The sequence below is a fragment of the Maribacter sp. BPC-D8 genome (assembly GCF_035207705.1).
Lineage (GTDB): Bacteria > Bacteroidota > Bacteroidia > Flavobacteriales > Flavobacteriaceae > Maribacter.
The window spans coordinates 1,047,690-1,063,174 of the sequence record NZ_CP128187.1; the positions used below are offsets into that span (position 1 = coordinate 1,047,690).

The following is a 15,485-nucleotide window of genomic DNA, read 5'->3' on the forward strand; positions in this document are numbered from 1 at the left end:
GGCTATGGAGAATGTACAGAATAAATCTATGTGTTTAGGTAAATTAGAACGTTGTTACAATACCATACAGCAATTTAAGGTAAGAGTAGATTCTTATTTATATGAACCAAAAACTGTAGCTCTTTTTGAGACGAAAACATATTTAAAGAATAAGATTTTAAAGCTTTCTGATGCTAATGAAAAGCTATTGAATTATATGAGGTCTTCTAAAGAATTAGTACCAGAACAATACAAACTGGTCAACCATCATATTAGGGAAACTTTTGAGCTCGAATTTGATTTTTTAGAGTATACCATGCGATTTAGACAACCCGTTTAAATACCTATATTTTAGTTTATTGGTCATTATTAATTTAATTTCCTGTTAAGTTTTCTGTTTTAGAGCGATTTAAAGAAAATGTTACTAATTTAGACGTAGAACACTAATGAAATTGATATGAAAATTTTTATGCGGCTAGCTATATGCTGCACATTTTTCTGTACAGGTATTTCGTACTCACAAGCGAATGATTCTACAAAAGTAAACTCGAAAGAAGAAGACGAAGGTCCGGTTATGTTTCAATTTGAACCTAATTATGAAACAGCGGTAATGCTTCATAGAGCTGCACTACAAGAAAAAATTAGAGGATTGGATACCTTAGATATTTCTGATCGTAAACGTCAACGATTAATCAAGGCATTATATAAAGAATCTCGAAACTTTAATTTCAAGAAATCGGTTTTAGTAAATACCGAATTTGAAGAAGAGGAGTTTGAAGATTAAACTTCATCTTCTGGCATAGATTTCGTAAGTTATTAGGTGATTTAAAATAACACTTATGAGAAACTCATTTATATTTCTATTCACTTTAAGTATACTATTTGGCTGTTCCTCTTCAAAAACTGCAATTAGCGATACACATGCTATACATGGTTTGGTAGTGTCAAAGCAAATAGAATTTACGGCAACATCTGCTAACCCAACAGTCACGCAAAGTTTAAATGCCGTTGCAAATAGCGGACTCATTCCGCCCGGTAGTACCGTTTCACGTATCGATTTAATGGGTAATGGTAATTACCTAAAGATTTTTGGCGATAGTGTATCGGCAAACTTACCTTATTATGGAGAGCGTCAATTTGGTGGTGGTTATGGTTCTACTACAGGGGTTGAATTTAACGGGCTACCAGAGAATTATACCCAAGAGTTTAATAGCGATAAGCAAAAGTACACTATAAGCTTTCAAGTAACCGACACATCTGATCGGTATACTATTTACATTGATATCTATCCGAGCAAGTCAAGTGTTGTTTCTGTAAACATGGCAAATAGAAATGCTATTCAATATAATGGGAACGTAAATGCTATCAAAGAAGATGAATAAGGTATTCAATAAGAGGTATTTGACCGTATTTTTTAACTTTTTATGTTAAGAAGAGGCTAAAAAGAGAAGGTTTTGTCATAATCTTCGTTATTCCCTATTGAGAATAATATCTTTGCACCTCATTTAAGTTAAATAGTAGAATTTAATAGTATGAGTAAAGTAAAAGCAGATAGTCAGGTAAAAGTACATTACACAGGTAAACTAAGTAATGGTCAAATATTTGATAGTTCAGTAGATAGAGAGCCTTTAGAAGTAAAATTAGGACAAGGTAGTTTAATACCTGGTTTCGAAAAAGGTTTATTGGATATGGTGGCAAATGATAAAAAGACTATCGTTATCGCCAAAGAAGATGCATACGGTGAAAAGCAAAAAGAGCTTTTTCAAACTGTACCAAAATCAGAATTGCCACAAGAAATGGAGCCAAAAGTAGATATGGCACTTATGGCAACCAATGCAGATGGTAGTGAAAGACAATTACGTGTTGCAGAAGTAAACGAAAATGATATCGTTGTAGATGCAAACCATCCTTTAGCTGGTGAAGATTTAACCTTCGAATTAGAATTGGTTGAAGTTAAATAATAAGTAATAGTTATTATATGAAAAACCGCCTAATAGGCGGTTTTTTTGTTTCTATGCGTGTCGGTTTGATAGCGCTAAATATTATATTTGAATATGCATTTAAGAATAGTATGTTTTTTGATTTTAGGGGTTGTATTGGTTAGCTGTAAAGAAGAAAAAACCAAGACCGTTGAACCCGAAGTAATAGAGGCTGTAGTCGAAAAGGTCGCTACTTCAACCTATGAAGATTTAGAAGGTAACCCTATAGAATTAAGCGATTACAAGGGTGAACGTGTGTTATTAAACTATTGGGCAACCTGGTGCAGACCTTGTATCGAAGAAATGCCAGATATGGAGAAAGCACAGACGATTCTAGAAAAAGAAAATTATGTGTTTCTATTTGCATCTGATCAGTCTGTAGATAAGATAAATAAGTTTAAAGAAGTACGCGGATTTCAATTAGATTTTATAAAATTCAACGGAGTCTATGCAGAAGAAAATATAAGTGCATTGCCCGCAACTTTCATTTATAATGAAGAAGGGGAGCAGGTATTGCGTTTTGATGGCGGATTGAAGTGGGATAGCCCTGAAATAATCGAAAAACTTAGAGCAGTAAAGTAATGCGTAACATAACGAAAACCTTTTTTATTTTCTCAGCCATTAGTTTGATACTTGGTTGCAAAGAAGAACCTAAAAATGTAAAGCCAGAAGCTCCGGTAAGCGCGATTTTAGAAATGATTTCTCCTGCTGGTGATGCTAGTGCTTTGCCACACTTAATGTCGAATAAAGACGTTGCCTTACTTTCATGGGTAGAAATTTCTAATGATACTGTGGCGACAATGCGGTATTCAGAATTGATTGATGGCGAGTGGCAAGAAGCGCAAAAAATATGGAGTGGTACAGATTGGTTTGTCAACTGGGCAGATTACCCTATGATTACCGAAAACCATGGTAATTTATGGTCTCACGTTTTAAAGAAATCCACAGAAGGTACATATTCATATGATATAAAAATGAATGTGAAGCCAAAGGGAGCAACAGATTGGAAGACCGATTTAGACTTGCATACCGATGGTACACCGACCGAACATGGCTTTGTAAGTATAGTACCTTATAATAACAATTTCTTTGTCAATTGGCTAGATGGTAGAAATACCGTAGAAAATGAAGTAGGAGAACGCGGGGCGATGACCTTACGTGGCGGTGTAGTTTCTACTACAGGTGAAATGTTAGAAGAATATGAATTAGATAATAGCACATGCGATTGTTGCCAAACGACTGCTACGATAACAGATAACGGTCCGGTTGTGATCTATCGAGATCGCTCAGACGATGAAATTCGCGATATTAGTATTGTGCGTCAGGTGAAAGGGGAGTGGACGGCACCTAAAGTAATACATGAAGATGATTGGCAGATCAAAGGGTGTCCGGTAAACGGACCAAAAGTAGATGCCTTGGGTAATAATTTGGTAGTAGCATGGTTTACTGGAGCTTCAAATAAACAAAAAGTTCAAATCGCTTTTTCTTCAGATGGAGGGGCGGAATTTTCAGAACCGGTTTCCGTTGCAGAAGGTGCAATAATGGGTAGGGTAGATGTACTTTGGATGGATGAAGATCAAGCCGTAGTAAGTTGGATGGAAGCCGATCACAAAACCGCATTGTTTAAAGCCATGATAGTAAGTAAAGACGGAACAACTTCCAGAATACAATTGATTGCTAAAATGGCCGATTCTCGTAAATCGGGATTTCCTCAAATGGAAATAGTAGAAGAAACCCTATACTTTGCTTGGACCGAGCAAGTTGGTGCAGTTACGCAAGTACGCACTTCAAAGATGTCTGTTGATACATTTTCGATTAATTAACCGAAACCAATTCAATATCAAAAATTAAAACAGAACCACCAGGTATAGAGCGAAAGTCAAAACTACCATAACCTAAATGCGCAGGTACTAATAGCATGCCGTTGCCACCTTCATTAAATAACTGAATACCTTCTGTCCAACCAGCGATTACTTTGTCAAGTCCTGTAGTAAAGCCCGAATTATTTTGGTCAAAAACTTCACCATCAAGAAAATATCCTTTATAAGCAACGGTTACATTAGAAGACGCAGATGGTTTTGCGCCATCACCAGGGTTTTCTATAATATAGTGTAAACCAGAAGCGGTAGTTTCCGATACTAAATCATTAGCGCTTAAATACACGTTTATTTCCTTCTCATTGATATCTGTATAATCAATAGGTTCAAGCGGAGTTGGACCATTATCATCAGAAGATCCACAAGAAATCATAGTAGTTACGAGTAGAAGTATAGCAAAGTATTTCATTTTATATTTATTTTTTTGGAATATAGTTGTTACTTAAGTAAGAGGTGTTGAATTGTAATGGTCTTAACCATTAAAGAGAATAGTAGGGTAAAGCAGTTATGCAATAAAGGTGTTCACCGAAAAACGGACGCTGCAATTTTTGTAGAGGTATTTTTGAAACTTTATGGCATGAGATTGCGAATCAAAAATAACGGCTTCGGTAATGCTGTTCGCTAGAACGAGATGCCCAATAAGGTATTCTACGTAGTAGGTGTTGTTTTCAGAAAGAAGAACAAAATTTGGCTTTGTTGTCACACTATTTATTTTACGATACTAAAATAAAGCATTTATTTATGTGATCCTAATTTTTTCGAGTTTCCTTGTTAAATGGTTGTTCTAGTAGGGTTTTTTAGCTACCCTATTTTAAAAACATAAGCTTTTTAGATTATTGTGAAAATGATTGAAATATGGGGGAGGAGTTTATATAATTACCATTTTAAGTTTATTAACTTTAGACTGCCAATGTCTAAAGGGAAATAAAAATTATTCCTTTTTGCAATTCTTGGCATCATAGTTGCAATTCATCTAGTAATTATTAATATTAAATTATATTACCATTATGAGTACAGGAACAGTAAAATTCTTCAACGATGCTAAAGGCTTCGGATTTATTACAGAAGAAGGTTCAAACGAAGAGCATTTTGTTCACATTTCAGGATTAGTTGATGAGATTCGCGAAGGCGATGAAGTTGAATTCGAACTAAGCCAAGGAAAAAAAGGATTAAACGCAGTTAACGTAAAAGTTATAGATTAAACTTCAGAAAGTCCGTCAGCAATGACGGACTTTTTTTTGGAACATTATCCAAATGCGGTGTGTAGACAGCCGAGCCTATTAAATGTTTATGTTCAACTTAGCGTATTCAAGGTCTTTACAATCTTGTAACACTTAGTTCAAAAACGAATTATACCATTATTAACTATAAATTTTAAACACAAATGTTAGATCAATTAAAGCAAATGGCAATTCAAAAATTGCAAGAAACAATGAGCGCAAATTCTTTAAATGCTGACGCAACTAGCGGAGCTGCAGAAGAAGGAGCATCTTCACTTATTAATAGCCTTATGGAGAAAGTAGGTGCAGGAGATTTAAGCGCAGTAACAAGCTTATTTTCAAATGACGGTAATGCAACTGAAGACAGTGGTATTGTTGAAAACCTAAAAGGCAAACTAGCTGAAATACTAGAGAGCAAAGGTATGAATGCTGCAGATGCTCAGGCAGAAGCTAGCAATGTTGCACCAGGTTTAGTAGACAGCCTTAAAGAAAAGTTCGTATCGAACGAAGCTTCAGATTCTGCTTTCAGCCTAGAGAGTCTTAGTGGATTAGTTGGTGGCGATGCCGGCAGCTTACTTGACAAGGCAAAAGGTCTTTTCTAAGAGATTAACTTAGCATATTAAATGTAGAACCGCTCAGAAATGAGCGGTTTTTTTGTTTTAAAAAACCAGGTAATCGGTTCTGCTATTATTCGATATGGAGAAAGAAACTTTGTTTTTTAACACAATCAAATCAATAATGTCTCGTTAGTTATATAAAATAAATTGGTTTATGAAAATTATAATGAGTTCCAAAAAAATAGCTGTGTTGACCGAATTAGAACGAAAACGTAAATCGGTCGAGCAATTATTATTGAAATTGGAATCTTATTTATATGAACCTCAGACGCATAGTTGCTTCGAGAAAAAAGAAAGCTTGAAAACAACTATTAACCGTACTGCAAATAGCACCGATTCATTGATGACTATTCTAAAAATGAACGATATTTCTATTATGGAAAGTATGGATGATGTAGAGCGCCAAATGGAAGAATGCTACGAATTAGAATTAGAAGTAGCATCGTACATGTTAAACAGATAAATAAAACCTTTATTTAATATTAGAAACCGCTTAGCAATAAGCGGTTTTTTTTGTGTCTATTAGTGATGTATTTAGATGCTTAAAATATAAATAGGGTAGTGGTTTAGCATTTGAAATAGGGGAGTTGGTACACTAAAACGCGAATACCATTGTTGTATATATAACCGTAAACTTTAAATAAACCACTGATGGATACATTGTTGCCAATATTAAAAACTTCAGATTACCGTAAAGACGAAAAACTACAGTTCAAAGAGTTCTTATTCAATGATGCTATAGCACCAGTAGTCGCTTATGGTAAAGATAGCGGTAATGCTATGGTTTATGAAGGTGCAGCCGATGAATCAGATCTGTACGCTAGGTTTCCAGATATTAAAAAAGAAGCCCTTGCGAACCTTAAGGCGATTGATGTACCGTATCAAATTACCGAGGCAGAAGGTACGAATGTGCTGTTTGCCGAAGGTCATGAATATGCCAGTGAAAAGATTTTAGATAAAGCTTATATGATTAAAATTGCGGCTGATTTGAAATGCGATACCCTTATGGTCGGTATTCCTTTTAAAGGTGTATTGATGGCGATCGATTCTAATTCAGACATGCGTTTAAAGCTACCTGTTATTGTAAAGCAGTATTTTGAAAATCCGCAGCAAGATCCTATTTCAGATAAGGTATTTTTGGTTCAAAATGGGGAAGTGGTTGCTATGGGAGGCGAGAAATTACCAGAAAATGAATCTGACGATAATTTTGTCATTTCTGAGAATAAGGCGCAAAACTATGGTATTGAACTAAAAAGTAAAAATGTAGAAGAACTGGTAGCAGATGTAAATACGTCGTTTAAGCAGGTAATGCTCATGATTTTACAACGTAAATCGTTTGGTGGTGAAATCACTTTTAAATTGAGTAGTGCTATTCCTTTAGATCAAGCGCTAATAAATAAATGTAATTCTATTATTGAGCAGATCGAGAAGAACGAAATGCTACAAACCATTTCTCAGGCATTGGCATCGAGTAAAGTACAATTTAAGTTTCTGCATGATGGCAATCTAATAGCGCCAACGACAGCATCTAAAATAGCGCAATCGGAGTCTATACAGGAATCTAAACCAGCAGCACCTAAATTAGAGCAGGAAACTAAAAAAGTCATTGCAGATACGAGTGAGAAAATAAAAACGGTTGCTGATAAGAAACAGAAACTGGGAATTACTAAGAAGTCTAAACCATGGTGGAAATTTTGGGCAAGCGAAGAACAAGACTCTCCAGAAATGATTAAAGCTGCAGAAGAAAAAGCAAAACTAGACGAGCTAAAATCTAGTACACAGAAAGATTTTGATAAATCGGACCATAATAAGTTTATGCCGAAATAACGCGAGTTTTATAAATGATCTTAATGAATGAAAGTCTATTTTACATACACGAGCTTTTAGATTATCCTGTGGATGATTTAAAAAGTCGGCGAGGCGATTCATGTGGACTTATATGTTAGAATATCTAAGGTTTCTAATGGGGATGAAATGTGTCCGTGATAGTGGGTTGTCAGAAAGTCTATTTTACATAATATAAATTATAGTACAATTTTAACACATTCTAGATTATAGGGGAATTCACGTTTGTAAGCTATAATTCTATATTATGTAAAATATCCCTCAAGTGTATATATTTGATTAAACCGTAGAACAGGGTCATCAATCTTTTTAAGCGGTGCCTGCGGCGCATGTTTTCATTTGTACCATAATTAGTCGTTATGTAAAATTGCCGCTAGCCAATCGCTCGATTGCTTTTTTAAAATAAACGCTAAATGGCGTTCATTTTAAAACACAATTTGCCATCGCTTGGCCAACGCCATTTAAAAGCTAACCTTTTAGATTCTTTCAAAATTCTCGTATTCGAGGAAATGTGTGCAAGATTATTTTCTACAACATTCTCGACAGCTTGTCGCAACAGCACACGGCAGAAATTTGGAAGATTAATAATCTTTTGAATTTTGAGCGAGATGTAGCGTTGGACTTTACTGTTACAATAGCCATGTGCACTTGCTAACCATTTAGTAATGATTCATCCTTTTTAAATAATTCTTATCTTTTTTTCTTGAAACAAAAGAAACAAAAATTCAAGGCTTCAGAATGCTTTGGAAACAAATCACGGTTCATTCACTATATTTTAGAATACATTGTTACTTGTTAAGTTTCTTTTATACTTAGTACAATTAATAGTCTTTAGTACTAATCATCTAAAATATGGACGCTCATTTCACCTATTGTTTTAACCAAAACTTGCTAAGGCCGTTCTTTTTAATCCTAACTTCTATTTAACATAATAGTTTTCTATTTATAATGCTTCTTCTGGAAGCTTTATAAATTGTGGCATAAATTTTTCAAGAATAGATATATACTCAATAATTAATTCTTTAATTTTTATGCTTTGGTTTAAATCTCTAATGAAACATTAGATGTAGGTTTTGCACAACAGATAAATATTTTACCTTCTGATGCTTCCATAAATGGTTCTGGGTCGTATTCAATTGTACCGCTTAATAACGCAGTTTCGCAAGTAGAACAGGTTCCCATTCTACAACTGTTTGGGGGTATTAAACCATTAGCTTCAGCCAAATCTAAAAGACTTAAAGTGTCTGCTTTCCAATTTGCAGTTTTATCAGAATTTGTGAATTTTATTTCAAACGCATCACTAGAAGAATCAGTAAATACGGGTTTACTTCCAAGAGTTGTTCCTTCGCCAAAGAATTCATATTTAATGTCTTCTGGAGCAACTCCTAAATCTTCTAAATAATTATACATGGCTTCCATAAAAGGAACAGGACCACATAAAAAATAAGTTGGTTTATCTGTTAATGTTTCTGCCAGTTTATTTTTAGTTACAAAACCTGTATAATCACAATCTTTTCCTATGGCTTCATTTTCAACAGGATGCGAATGAAATATATTTAAAGTCAAATTCGCATTAGAAACTTCAATTTCTTTAAGTTGATTTAAAAAAGGTTGTACATTTTTATTTAAACTAGAATGAATAAAATTCGCCTTTCGGTCTGGTTGATTTTTATTAATATATTCTAAAATACTCATCATGGGTGTAATGCCTACACCACCAGATAAAAGCACTACGGGTTTATTAGAGTTTACATCTAAATGAAAATCGCCCATTGGTTCGCTCAGTTCAATTTCGCTACCTTCTTTAAGAGTATCATGTAAGTGGCGTGATGATTTTCCTAAATCTTCTCGTTTTATGGTAAGTCTATAATATTCTGGATTTGGACTATTAGAAACCGTGTAATTACGTGTTATGGTTTCGTTATTATCTAATTCTAATTTTAAGCTTATAAACTGCCCTGGAAAATATGCTTCCAGTTTTTGTTCGTCTTCCAGTTTTTGTTCGTCTTTCGGTTTTAGATAAAACGATTTAATGGTACAACTTTCCGTAATTATTTTATATATGTAAAATGTTTGAAACATCATTTTTCTATGGATTAAATGGTGAAGAGCCTGTGAATTCCCAATCTACATTATGTTGATTTTCTGTTAAAACCCATTCTTTAATTTTAAACGTCCAGAAACGTCCGGTATCTGTCGTTTTCTTTAAATCTTCTGTTGAGTTTTGGTCATGAATAATTGTAACTTCTCCTGTAAGTTGAAGTGTCTTCTTATTTTCAAAATCAACAAATAATAATCCTGCATTCGAATTTTGAATAAAATTACCTAACGTATTATACAAACTATTACCAACATAATCAGGAATTCTTAGGGTGTTATCCTCTAAAATTTCAACAAATCCAGGATTACCACCTCTGTGTGATGCGTCAAGTTTGCCGTCATTACCTTGACTACCTGGAGTAACTAGTAAATTTGCGACTATTTTTTTAAGCGACTATTTTAATAATTCCTCTCAATTTTATTTCCATTTCTATAGGTGAGAGATATCCTAAGCTAGGATGTAATCTTTCCGTATTATACCAATGAATATAGTCTTGAATAGACGCGTTTAATTGATTATATGATGTAAACCTAAATCGGTATAGCCATTCGTATTTGATTGTTTTAAAAAAACTTTCAGCTACAGCATTATCCCAACAGTTGCCCTTCCTACTCATACTTTGATTTATTTTGAGGTTAAAATTACAGATGTTTGTTATTTTGTTTGATGCATACTGTACACCTCTATCTGAGTGAAAAATAAACTCATTGCTAATATTTCTTGTTTTTTTAGCGTTAGTCCAAGCTTTCATTACTGTATTTTGTGTTGTCATATCTTCACTTAAAGACCAGCCAACAACCTTTCTGTCAGCAAGATCTATAATTGTTGTTAAATAGTTCCAATCCTCATTAACACGAATATAAGTGATATCAGATACCCATTTCTCTCCTAATTTAATACTATGGAAATCTCTATTTAATTTATTCTCAGCAATTAAATATGGATGATTTGAGTCTGTTGTAACCACAAATTTTCTTTTTAATACACTTCTCAGTCCTAGCTCTTTCATCAGTAATCCGATATAAGAACGTGCGTAAATCAAACCTTCTCTTTCCAGTTTTTTTTGGATTCTATAGCTACCATAAATCTCTCTACTTTGCTCAAAAATAACTTTAATCCTTTCTTTAAGATGCATTCTTGGCGTTTTAAGAAACAGCACGCCTTTGGTTTTAAACCAATGATAATAGGCATTTTTACTAACTTTCAAAGATTTACACATCTTTTCAACTGGATACATATCAACATTTTCTAAAATGAATTGATATCTTATAAGTCGCTCTTGGAAAAGATGCTCACCGCCTTTTTTAAGATGTCACGTTCCATCGTTACATTTCTTAATTCCTTTTTTAATGCTTTGAGTTCTTGAGCTTCAATAGATAGTTCCTTCTTTTTTGAGAAATCCCCAGATTTCAACTTGTATTCCCGTTTCCAGCGGCCAACCATACTAAGGCTTAAGTCATAGTCTTCACTAACTTGTTTTGTCTTAATACCTGAATTTAATAGTTCTACTATCATAACTTTAAATTCATTGTCATACTTTTTTACCATAAGTCTAATATAAAGTTTATAACCTCATAAAAATCGTCACATTAAAGGTAGACACTCGAACATTGGCATAAAAACACTTCCTGATTTTTGTTAAAGATTCTATCTATAGAAGAAAGATAGCTATAATATCTCCTTACTCCAATGTGCTCATTTACTTCTTTCAAATAATTATGATCACTAATTGTTATTTTAAAACCTAATTTTACTACACTTACCAATACCAAAAAAACTAATGTTTATAATTTTTAAAAATTTGGTTGATCAATAGTCTACCAAATAATTGAAGGTTTATATATATAAAATATGAACACCTTATTCACCTATTTTTTCATCAAAATTTTCTGTGATATTTTCTAAAAAAGAATAAAATAGTAGTTTTAACCATTTTGGGCGACTCAATTAAAAATCATAAAATTTAGTTAAATGGATAAATATCTAATAGTATTTACTACATTTGTAACGTTCGTTCTATTATAATTAAACTATGCCTAAAGAAAAAACATACGATAAAGCTCAAGTGGTAGATACTGTTATTAATCTATTTCAAAAGAAAGGATATAATGGTACTTCTATGCAAGATATTGTAGAAACCACTAAACTAGGTAGATCAAGTATTTACAATTCTTTTGACTCTAAACAAGGTTTATTTGAAGAAGTTCTTAAATCTTATGGTGCCAGATATAATAAATTGATAACAAAAGCAATTGACTGTTCATCAAACGCTTTTGAAGCTATCCATAATATTTTTGGTGTTCATATTAATGTTATTGTAAACGATAAAACACATAGCGGATGTTTGTGGGTTAACACCAAAGCAGAATTATGGAATACAGATAAATATATGACAGAAGTATTAAAAAAAAGTCAAAAAGATTTTCTTAATCTCTTTGTTAACCTTGTCGAATTAGGACAAAAAGAGAAAACTATTAACTCAAATAGTAACGCAGAAAGCTATGCCTTATATTTAATAACTGCTATTCATGGTTTGAGATTAACTGGGAAGTCTCATCAAAACAGAAAAGAATTAGAAGAATTAACTAGTCTCTCATTAAAATGTTTGGAATAAAACAAATGTTTATTTCCTTCATTTTTTTTACCCAATAAAAGAACGTTCGTTCTTTTATGTTAATCTAAGAATATATACAGTTAACATCAATAATAAATTAAATAAGGTAATTATGAATACAATAAAAAACAATTTAAGAAAACTACTCGCTATAATAACAATTATGTTAATCGCTATTAGTTGTGGCACAAAAATTACTAAAAACACAAAAAATGTTGGTAAGCAAGCTCATAATATAGAGGCCGGACAAGTAATTAACTACGCCCCTGCTACAACTCCAAAAGAGGTTGCTAAAAACCTTGAAACGTATTTAAACACTAAAGATATAAAAGGTGTACTCTCTTTATATAACGAAGAGTCCGTTTTTGTGAATCAACCTGAAGGTATACCTCTAATTGGTCTTGATGCTATTCGCAATGGTTTTCAAAGTGTCTTAGATATGGGCGGACAGAGCGATATTCAAGTGCGTAATGTGATACAAAGCGGTAATCTAGCATTATTAATAGTTGATTGGGTTACTACAGGAATTGATGCTAAGGGTAAGGCGTTTGAGTTTAAAGCAACAGCAACAGATGTTGTACAACAAAACGAAGCTGGGCACTGGCTTTATAAAATTGATAATGCATTTGGTGTTGCTCATGCAGATAGCCCAATAGATCAAAAGAGTCTAGCTAAGAAAGTACAAAACATAGACATTGCAGCAAAACTTGAATTATATATGAATACCAAGAATATGAATGGCATTCTATCACTCTATAATGAGGAGTCTGTTTTCGTAAATAAACCTGAAGGTGAACCAAAGGCGGGTCTTGAATCTATTCGTGAAGGTTTTCAGGGGTACCTTAATTTGGGGGGGCAGAGCGACATTAAAGTTCGTAATCTGATACAAAGCGGAAACGTTGCGCTAGTGATTGTTGATTGGACATTTAAAGGAACCGATTCAGAGGGTAATGCATTTAAATTCGGGGCAACAGCAACCGATGTATTAAAACGAAACGAAGCTGGCATCTGGCAGTATAGAATTGATAATGCTTTTGGTGTTAAACGTGCAAACTAATAATAAGTGAATTTAGGATAACGACACCTGTTTTATTATAAGTTGGTTATCAATATTGATATTAAAAAATAAAATGATTATGAATACATTAAAAAATAATATAGTAAGACTGTTAACTATTATGACAATTATGCTGGTAGTTATTAGTTGTGATGACAACGATAATGGGAACAATTCAGAGGACATAAATGATTTTGCTACTACACCTGAAGAGGTTGTTGAAAAACTTGAAATGTATATAAACGCACAGAATATGAACGGTGTCCTGTCCCTTTATAACGGGGCAGCGGTTTTTGTTGACCAACCTGAGGGTGCACCTAAAGTTGGTTTTAGCGCTATTCGTGAGGGATATCAAGGTTTTTTCGATTTAGGAGGACAAAGCGATATTCAAATACGCAATGTAATACAAAGCGGTAACCTTGCACTAGTGATCGTTGATTGGACCTTTTCAGGAATCGATTCAGACGGCAATTCATTTGAATTTGGAGCAACGGGAACCGACGTGTTGCAACAGGATGAAGGTGGCAACTACTGGCTTTATAGTATTGACAACGCGTTTGGTGTTGCTCGTCCAGATAGCAATACTGGTTTTACACAAGCTGAAAACTCAGCCGCTTCAACTGCTGAACTAGAGGTACTTGTTGAAAATCTTGAAATGTATATAAATACCCGAAATATGGACGGTATTCTTTCTCTCTATAATGAAGAGGCGGTTTTCGTTGATCAACCAGAAGGTGAACCTAAAGTTGGTTTTGATGCTATTCGTGAAGGGTACCAAGGTTTCTTTGATTTAGGAGGACAAAGTGATATTCAAGTTAGAAATGTGATACAAAGCGGTAACATTGCACTAGTAATAGTTGATTGGACTTATACAGGAATTGATTCAGATGGTAATTCATTCGAATTTGGAGCAACAGGAACTGATGTCTTACAACAAGGAGAGGACGGTAATTGGCTGTATAGAATTGATAACGCCTTTGGTATTGCTCGTGCAAACTAATAAAAGAATCTATTTTTTTTGAGTAATAAAATAACGCTCATTACAAGAGAAAAGTTAACGTTCACTAAAATAAAGATAATTAATTATGAAATTATTAGAAATATATAAAATAGGAAGCCTTACCCTAAAAAACAAAATAGTTATGGCTCCTTTAACAAGAAGCAGATCTAATAGTGATGGAATACCATCAGATCTAAATGTTGAATATTATAAACAAAGAGCAAGTGCTGGTTTAATTATAGCCGAAGCCACAGCAATTTCTAAAAACAGCCTTGGTTATATAAATGCGCCTAGCATTTATAGTCAAGAACATATAAAAGGCTGGAAAAAAATAACTGACGGTGTTCATAAAGAAGGTGGTATAATCTTTTTACAAATGTTTCATGTAGGTAGAGTTACACATTCAGATTTTTTTGACGGCGAGTTACCTATTGCCCCATCAAGTATTAAGGCAGATGGAGAAGTCTATACTCCACAAGGTAAAAAGAATTTTGAAACTCCTAGAGCATTAGAGTTAAATGAAATTCCTTCTGTTGTTCAAGAGTTTAAAATAGCTGCTCAAAATGCCAAGGATGCAGGATTTGATGGTATTGAAATTCACGGTGCAAACGGATATTTAATTAATCAATTTATTGATGATATTAGCAATAATCGTACAGACATCTATGGCGGGTCTATAGAGAATAGAAGTAGATTTCTTTTTGAAGTACTTGATGCCGTACTAGAGGTTTGGGATAGTAAACGAGTAGGATTAAGATTATCGCCTTCTGGTATTTTTCACTCTGTTGGTGATGCTAATGCACGAGAAACATATAGTACTATCATAGAAAAACTAAACACCTACTCCCTAGCCTACTTACATTTAATGAATCCGATGATGCCAATAGATCAACGTCCTGAACTAGAGCCTGATGTTGCTGGTTTTTATGGCTCAAAATATAAGGGAACCCTTATGATGAACGGACATTATACCAAAGATTCTGGAAATGAACTTTTAGAAAAAAATCTTGCAGACCTTGTTTCTTACGGTAGCTTATTTATTTCAAACCCTGATTTGCCAAAACGATTTGAACTGAATACAGCATTAAATGTTCCAGATCAAAACACATTTTATACTGGTGGAAAAGAAGGGTATACAGATTATCCTTTTTTGAACAAATAGATTAAAAAAAGAATGATTGACATCATAACAAAAT

Annotated in this window: 18 protein-coding genes; 14 read left to right on the forward strand and 4 right to left on the reverse strand. The window is 33.6% G+C overall.

What is annotated here, in order from left to right; genetic code table 11:
- Positions 1-4 precede the first annotated feature (4 nt).
- The 6 genes from QSV08_RS04685 to QSV08_RS04710 all read left to right on the forward strand — a co-directional run bounded on the left by QSV08_RS04685 (position 5) and on the right by QSV08_RS04710 (position 3,781).
- On the forward strand, positions 5-319 hold the full coding sequence (locus QSV08_RS04685; RefSeq protein WP_324027014.1) for a hypothetical protein: 315 nt from the start codon (positions 5-7) through the stop codon (positions 317-319).
- 129 nt (positions 320-448) lie between these two features.
- Positions 449-763: a hypothetical protein gene (locus tag QSV08_RS04690; RefSeq protein ID WP_324027016.1), complete on the forward strand. Its 315-nt coding sequence runs from the start codon at positions 449-451 to the stop codon at positions 761-763.
- A gap of 55 nt (positions 764-818) precedes the next feature.
- Positions 819-1,361 (forward strand): DUF4251 domain-containing protein, encoded by a 543-nt coding sequence (locus QSV08_RS04695; RefSeq protein WP_324027018.1) that lies wholly within the window; start codon positions 819-821, stop codon positions 1,359-1,361.
- Positions 1,362-1,511: 150 nt separating this feature from the next.
- Positions 1,512-1,940 (forward strand): FKBP-type peptidyl-prolyl cis-trans isomerase, encoded by a 429-nt coding sequence (locus QSV08_RS04700; RefSeq protein ID WP_324027020.1) that lies wholly within the window; start codon positions 1,512-1,514, stop codon positions 1,938-1,940.
- 93 nt (positions 1,941-2,033) lie between these two features.
- Complete coding sequence (locus tag QSV08_RS04705; protein ID WP_324027022.1) at positions 2,034-2,540, forward strand: TlpA family protein disulfide reductase; 507 nt, start codon at positions 2,034-2,036, stop codon at positions 2,538-2,540.
- A complete protein-coding gene (locus QSV08_RS04710; RefSeq protein WP_324027024.1) occupies positions 2,540-3,781 on the forward strand; it encodes a hypothetical protein in 1,242 nt (413 codons plus the stop codon). Before QSV08_RS04705 ends, QSV08_RS04710 begins: the two co-directional genes overlap by 1 nt.
- Here the strand turns inward: QSV08_RS04710 and QSV08_RS04715 are convergent.
- Positions 3,774-4,244, reverse strand: coding sequence for an FKBP-type peptidyl-prolyl cis-trans isomerase (locus QSV08_RS04715; protein WP_324027025.1), 471 nt, complete (start codon positions 4,242-4,244; stop codon positions 3,774-3,776). The genes QSV08_RS04710 and QSV08_RS04715 overlap by 8 nt on opposite strands.
- Before the next feature lie 598 nt (positions 4,245-4,842).
- On the opposite strand from QSV08_RS04715, the gene QSV08_RS04720 reads away from it, so the two are divergent.
- The 4 genes from QSV08_RS04720 to QSV08_RS04735 all read left to right on the forward strand — a co-directional run bounded on the left by QSV08_RS04720 (position 4,843) and on the right by QSV08_RS04735 (position 7,499).
- Complete coding sequence (locus QSV08_RS04720; protein WP_282075299.1) at positions 4,843-5,037, forward strand: cold-shock protein; 195 nt, start codon at positions 4,843-4,845, stop codon at positions 5,035-5,037.
- A 182-nt stretch (positions 5,038-5,219) separates the two neighbouring features.
- On the forward strand, positions 5,220-5,657 hold the full coding sequence (locus QSV08_RS04725) for a hypothetical protein (RefSeq protein ID WP_324027027.1): 438 nt from the start codon (positions 5,220-5,222) through the stop codon (positions 5,655-5,657).
- Positions 5,658-5,838: 181 nt separating this feature from the next.
- On the forward strand, positions 5,839-6,135 hold the full coding sequence (locus QSV08_RS04730; protein WP_324027029.1) for a hypothetical protein: 297 nt from the start codon (positions 5,839-5,841) through the stop codon (positions 6,133-6,135).
- Between the two features lie 188 nt (positions 6,136-6,323).
- Complete coding sequence (locus tag QSV08_RS04735) at positions 6,324-7,499, forward strand: hypothetical protein (RefSeq protein WP_324027031.1); 1,176 nt, start codon at positions 6,324-6,326, stop codon at positions 7,497-7,499.
- Between the two features lie 1,059 nt (positions 7,500-8,558).
- On the opposite strand, the gene QSV08_RS04740 is transcribed toward QSV08_RS04735, so the two are convergent.
- From QSV08_RS04740 to QSV08_RS04750, 3 genes are all read right to left on the reverse strand, one after another.
- Positions 8,559-9,602: a 2Fe-2S iron-sulfur cluster-binding protein gene (locus QSV08_RS04740; protein WP_324027033.1), complete on the reverse strand. Its 1,044-nt coding sequence runs from the start codon at positions 9,600-9,602 to the stop codon at positions 8,559-8,561.
- Positions 9,603-9,606: 4 nt separating this feature from the next.
- Complete coding sequence (locus tag QSV08_RS04745; protein WP_324028351.1) at positions 9,607-9,999, reverse strand: pyridoxamine 5'-phosphate oxidase family protein; 393 nt, start codon at positions 9,997-9,999, stop codon at positions 9,607-9,609.
- 4 nt (positions 10,000-10,003) lie between these two features.
- A protein-coding gene (locus QSV08_RS04750) for an IS3 family transposase (RefSeq protein WP_324027035.1) occupies positions 10,004-11,166 on the reverse strand; the annotation gives its coding sequence in 2 pieces (ribosomal slippage) (positions 10,004-10,929 and positions 10,929-11,166; 1,164 coding nt in all).
- 484 nt (positions 11,167-11,650) lie between these two features.
- On the opposite strand from QSV08_RS04750, the gene QSV08_RS04755 reads away from it, so the two are divergent.
- From QSV08_RS04755 to QSV08_RS04770, 4 genes are all read left to right on the forward strand, one after another.
- A complete protein-coding gene (locus QSV08_RS04755) occupies positions 11,651-12,232 on the forward strand; it encodes a TetR/AcrR family transcriptional regulator (RefSeq protein WP_324027037.1) in 582 nt (193 codons plus the stop codon).
- A gap of 112 nt (positions 12,233-12,344) precedes the next feature.
- Complete coding sequence (locus QSV08_RS04760) at positions 12,345-13,289, forward strand: YybH family protein (RefSeq protein WP_324027039.1); 945 nt, start codon at positions 12,345-12,347, stop codon at positions 13,287-13,289.
- Between the two features lie 130 nt (positions 13,290-13,419).
- Positions 13,420-14,289, forward strand: a complete 870-nt coding sequence (locus tag QSV08_RS04765; RefSeq protein ID WP_324027041.1) for a YybH family protein — start codon at positions 13,420-13,422, stop codon at positions 14,287-14,289.
- Between the two features lie 85 nt (positions 14,290-14,374).
- Positions 14,375-15,451, forward strand: coding sequence for an alkene reductase (locus tag QSV08_RS04770; RefSeq protein ID WP_324027043.1), 1,077 nt, complete (start codon positions 14,375-14,377; stop codon positions 15,449-15,451).
- Positions 15,452-15,485 lie beyond the last annotated feature (34 nt).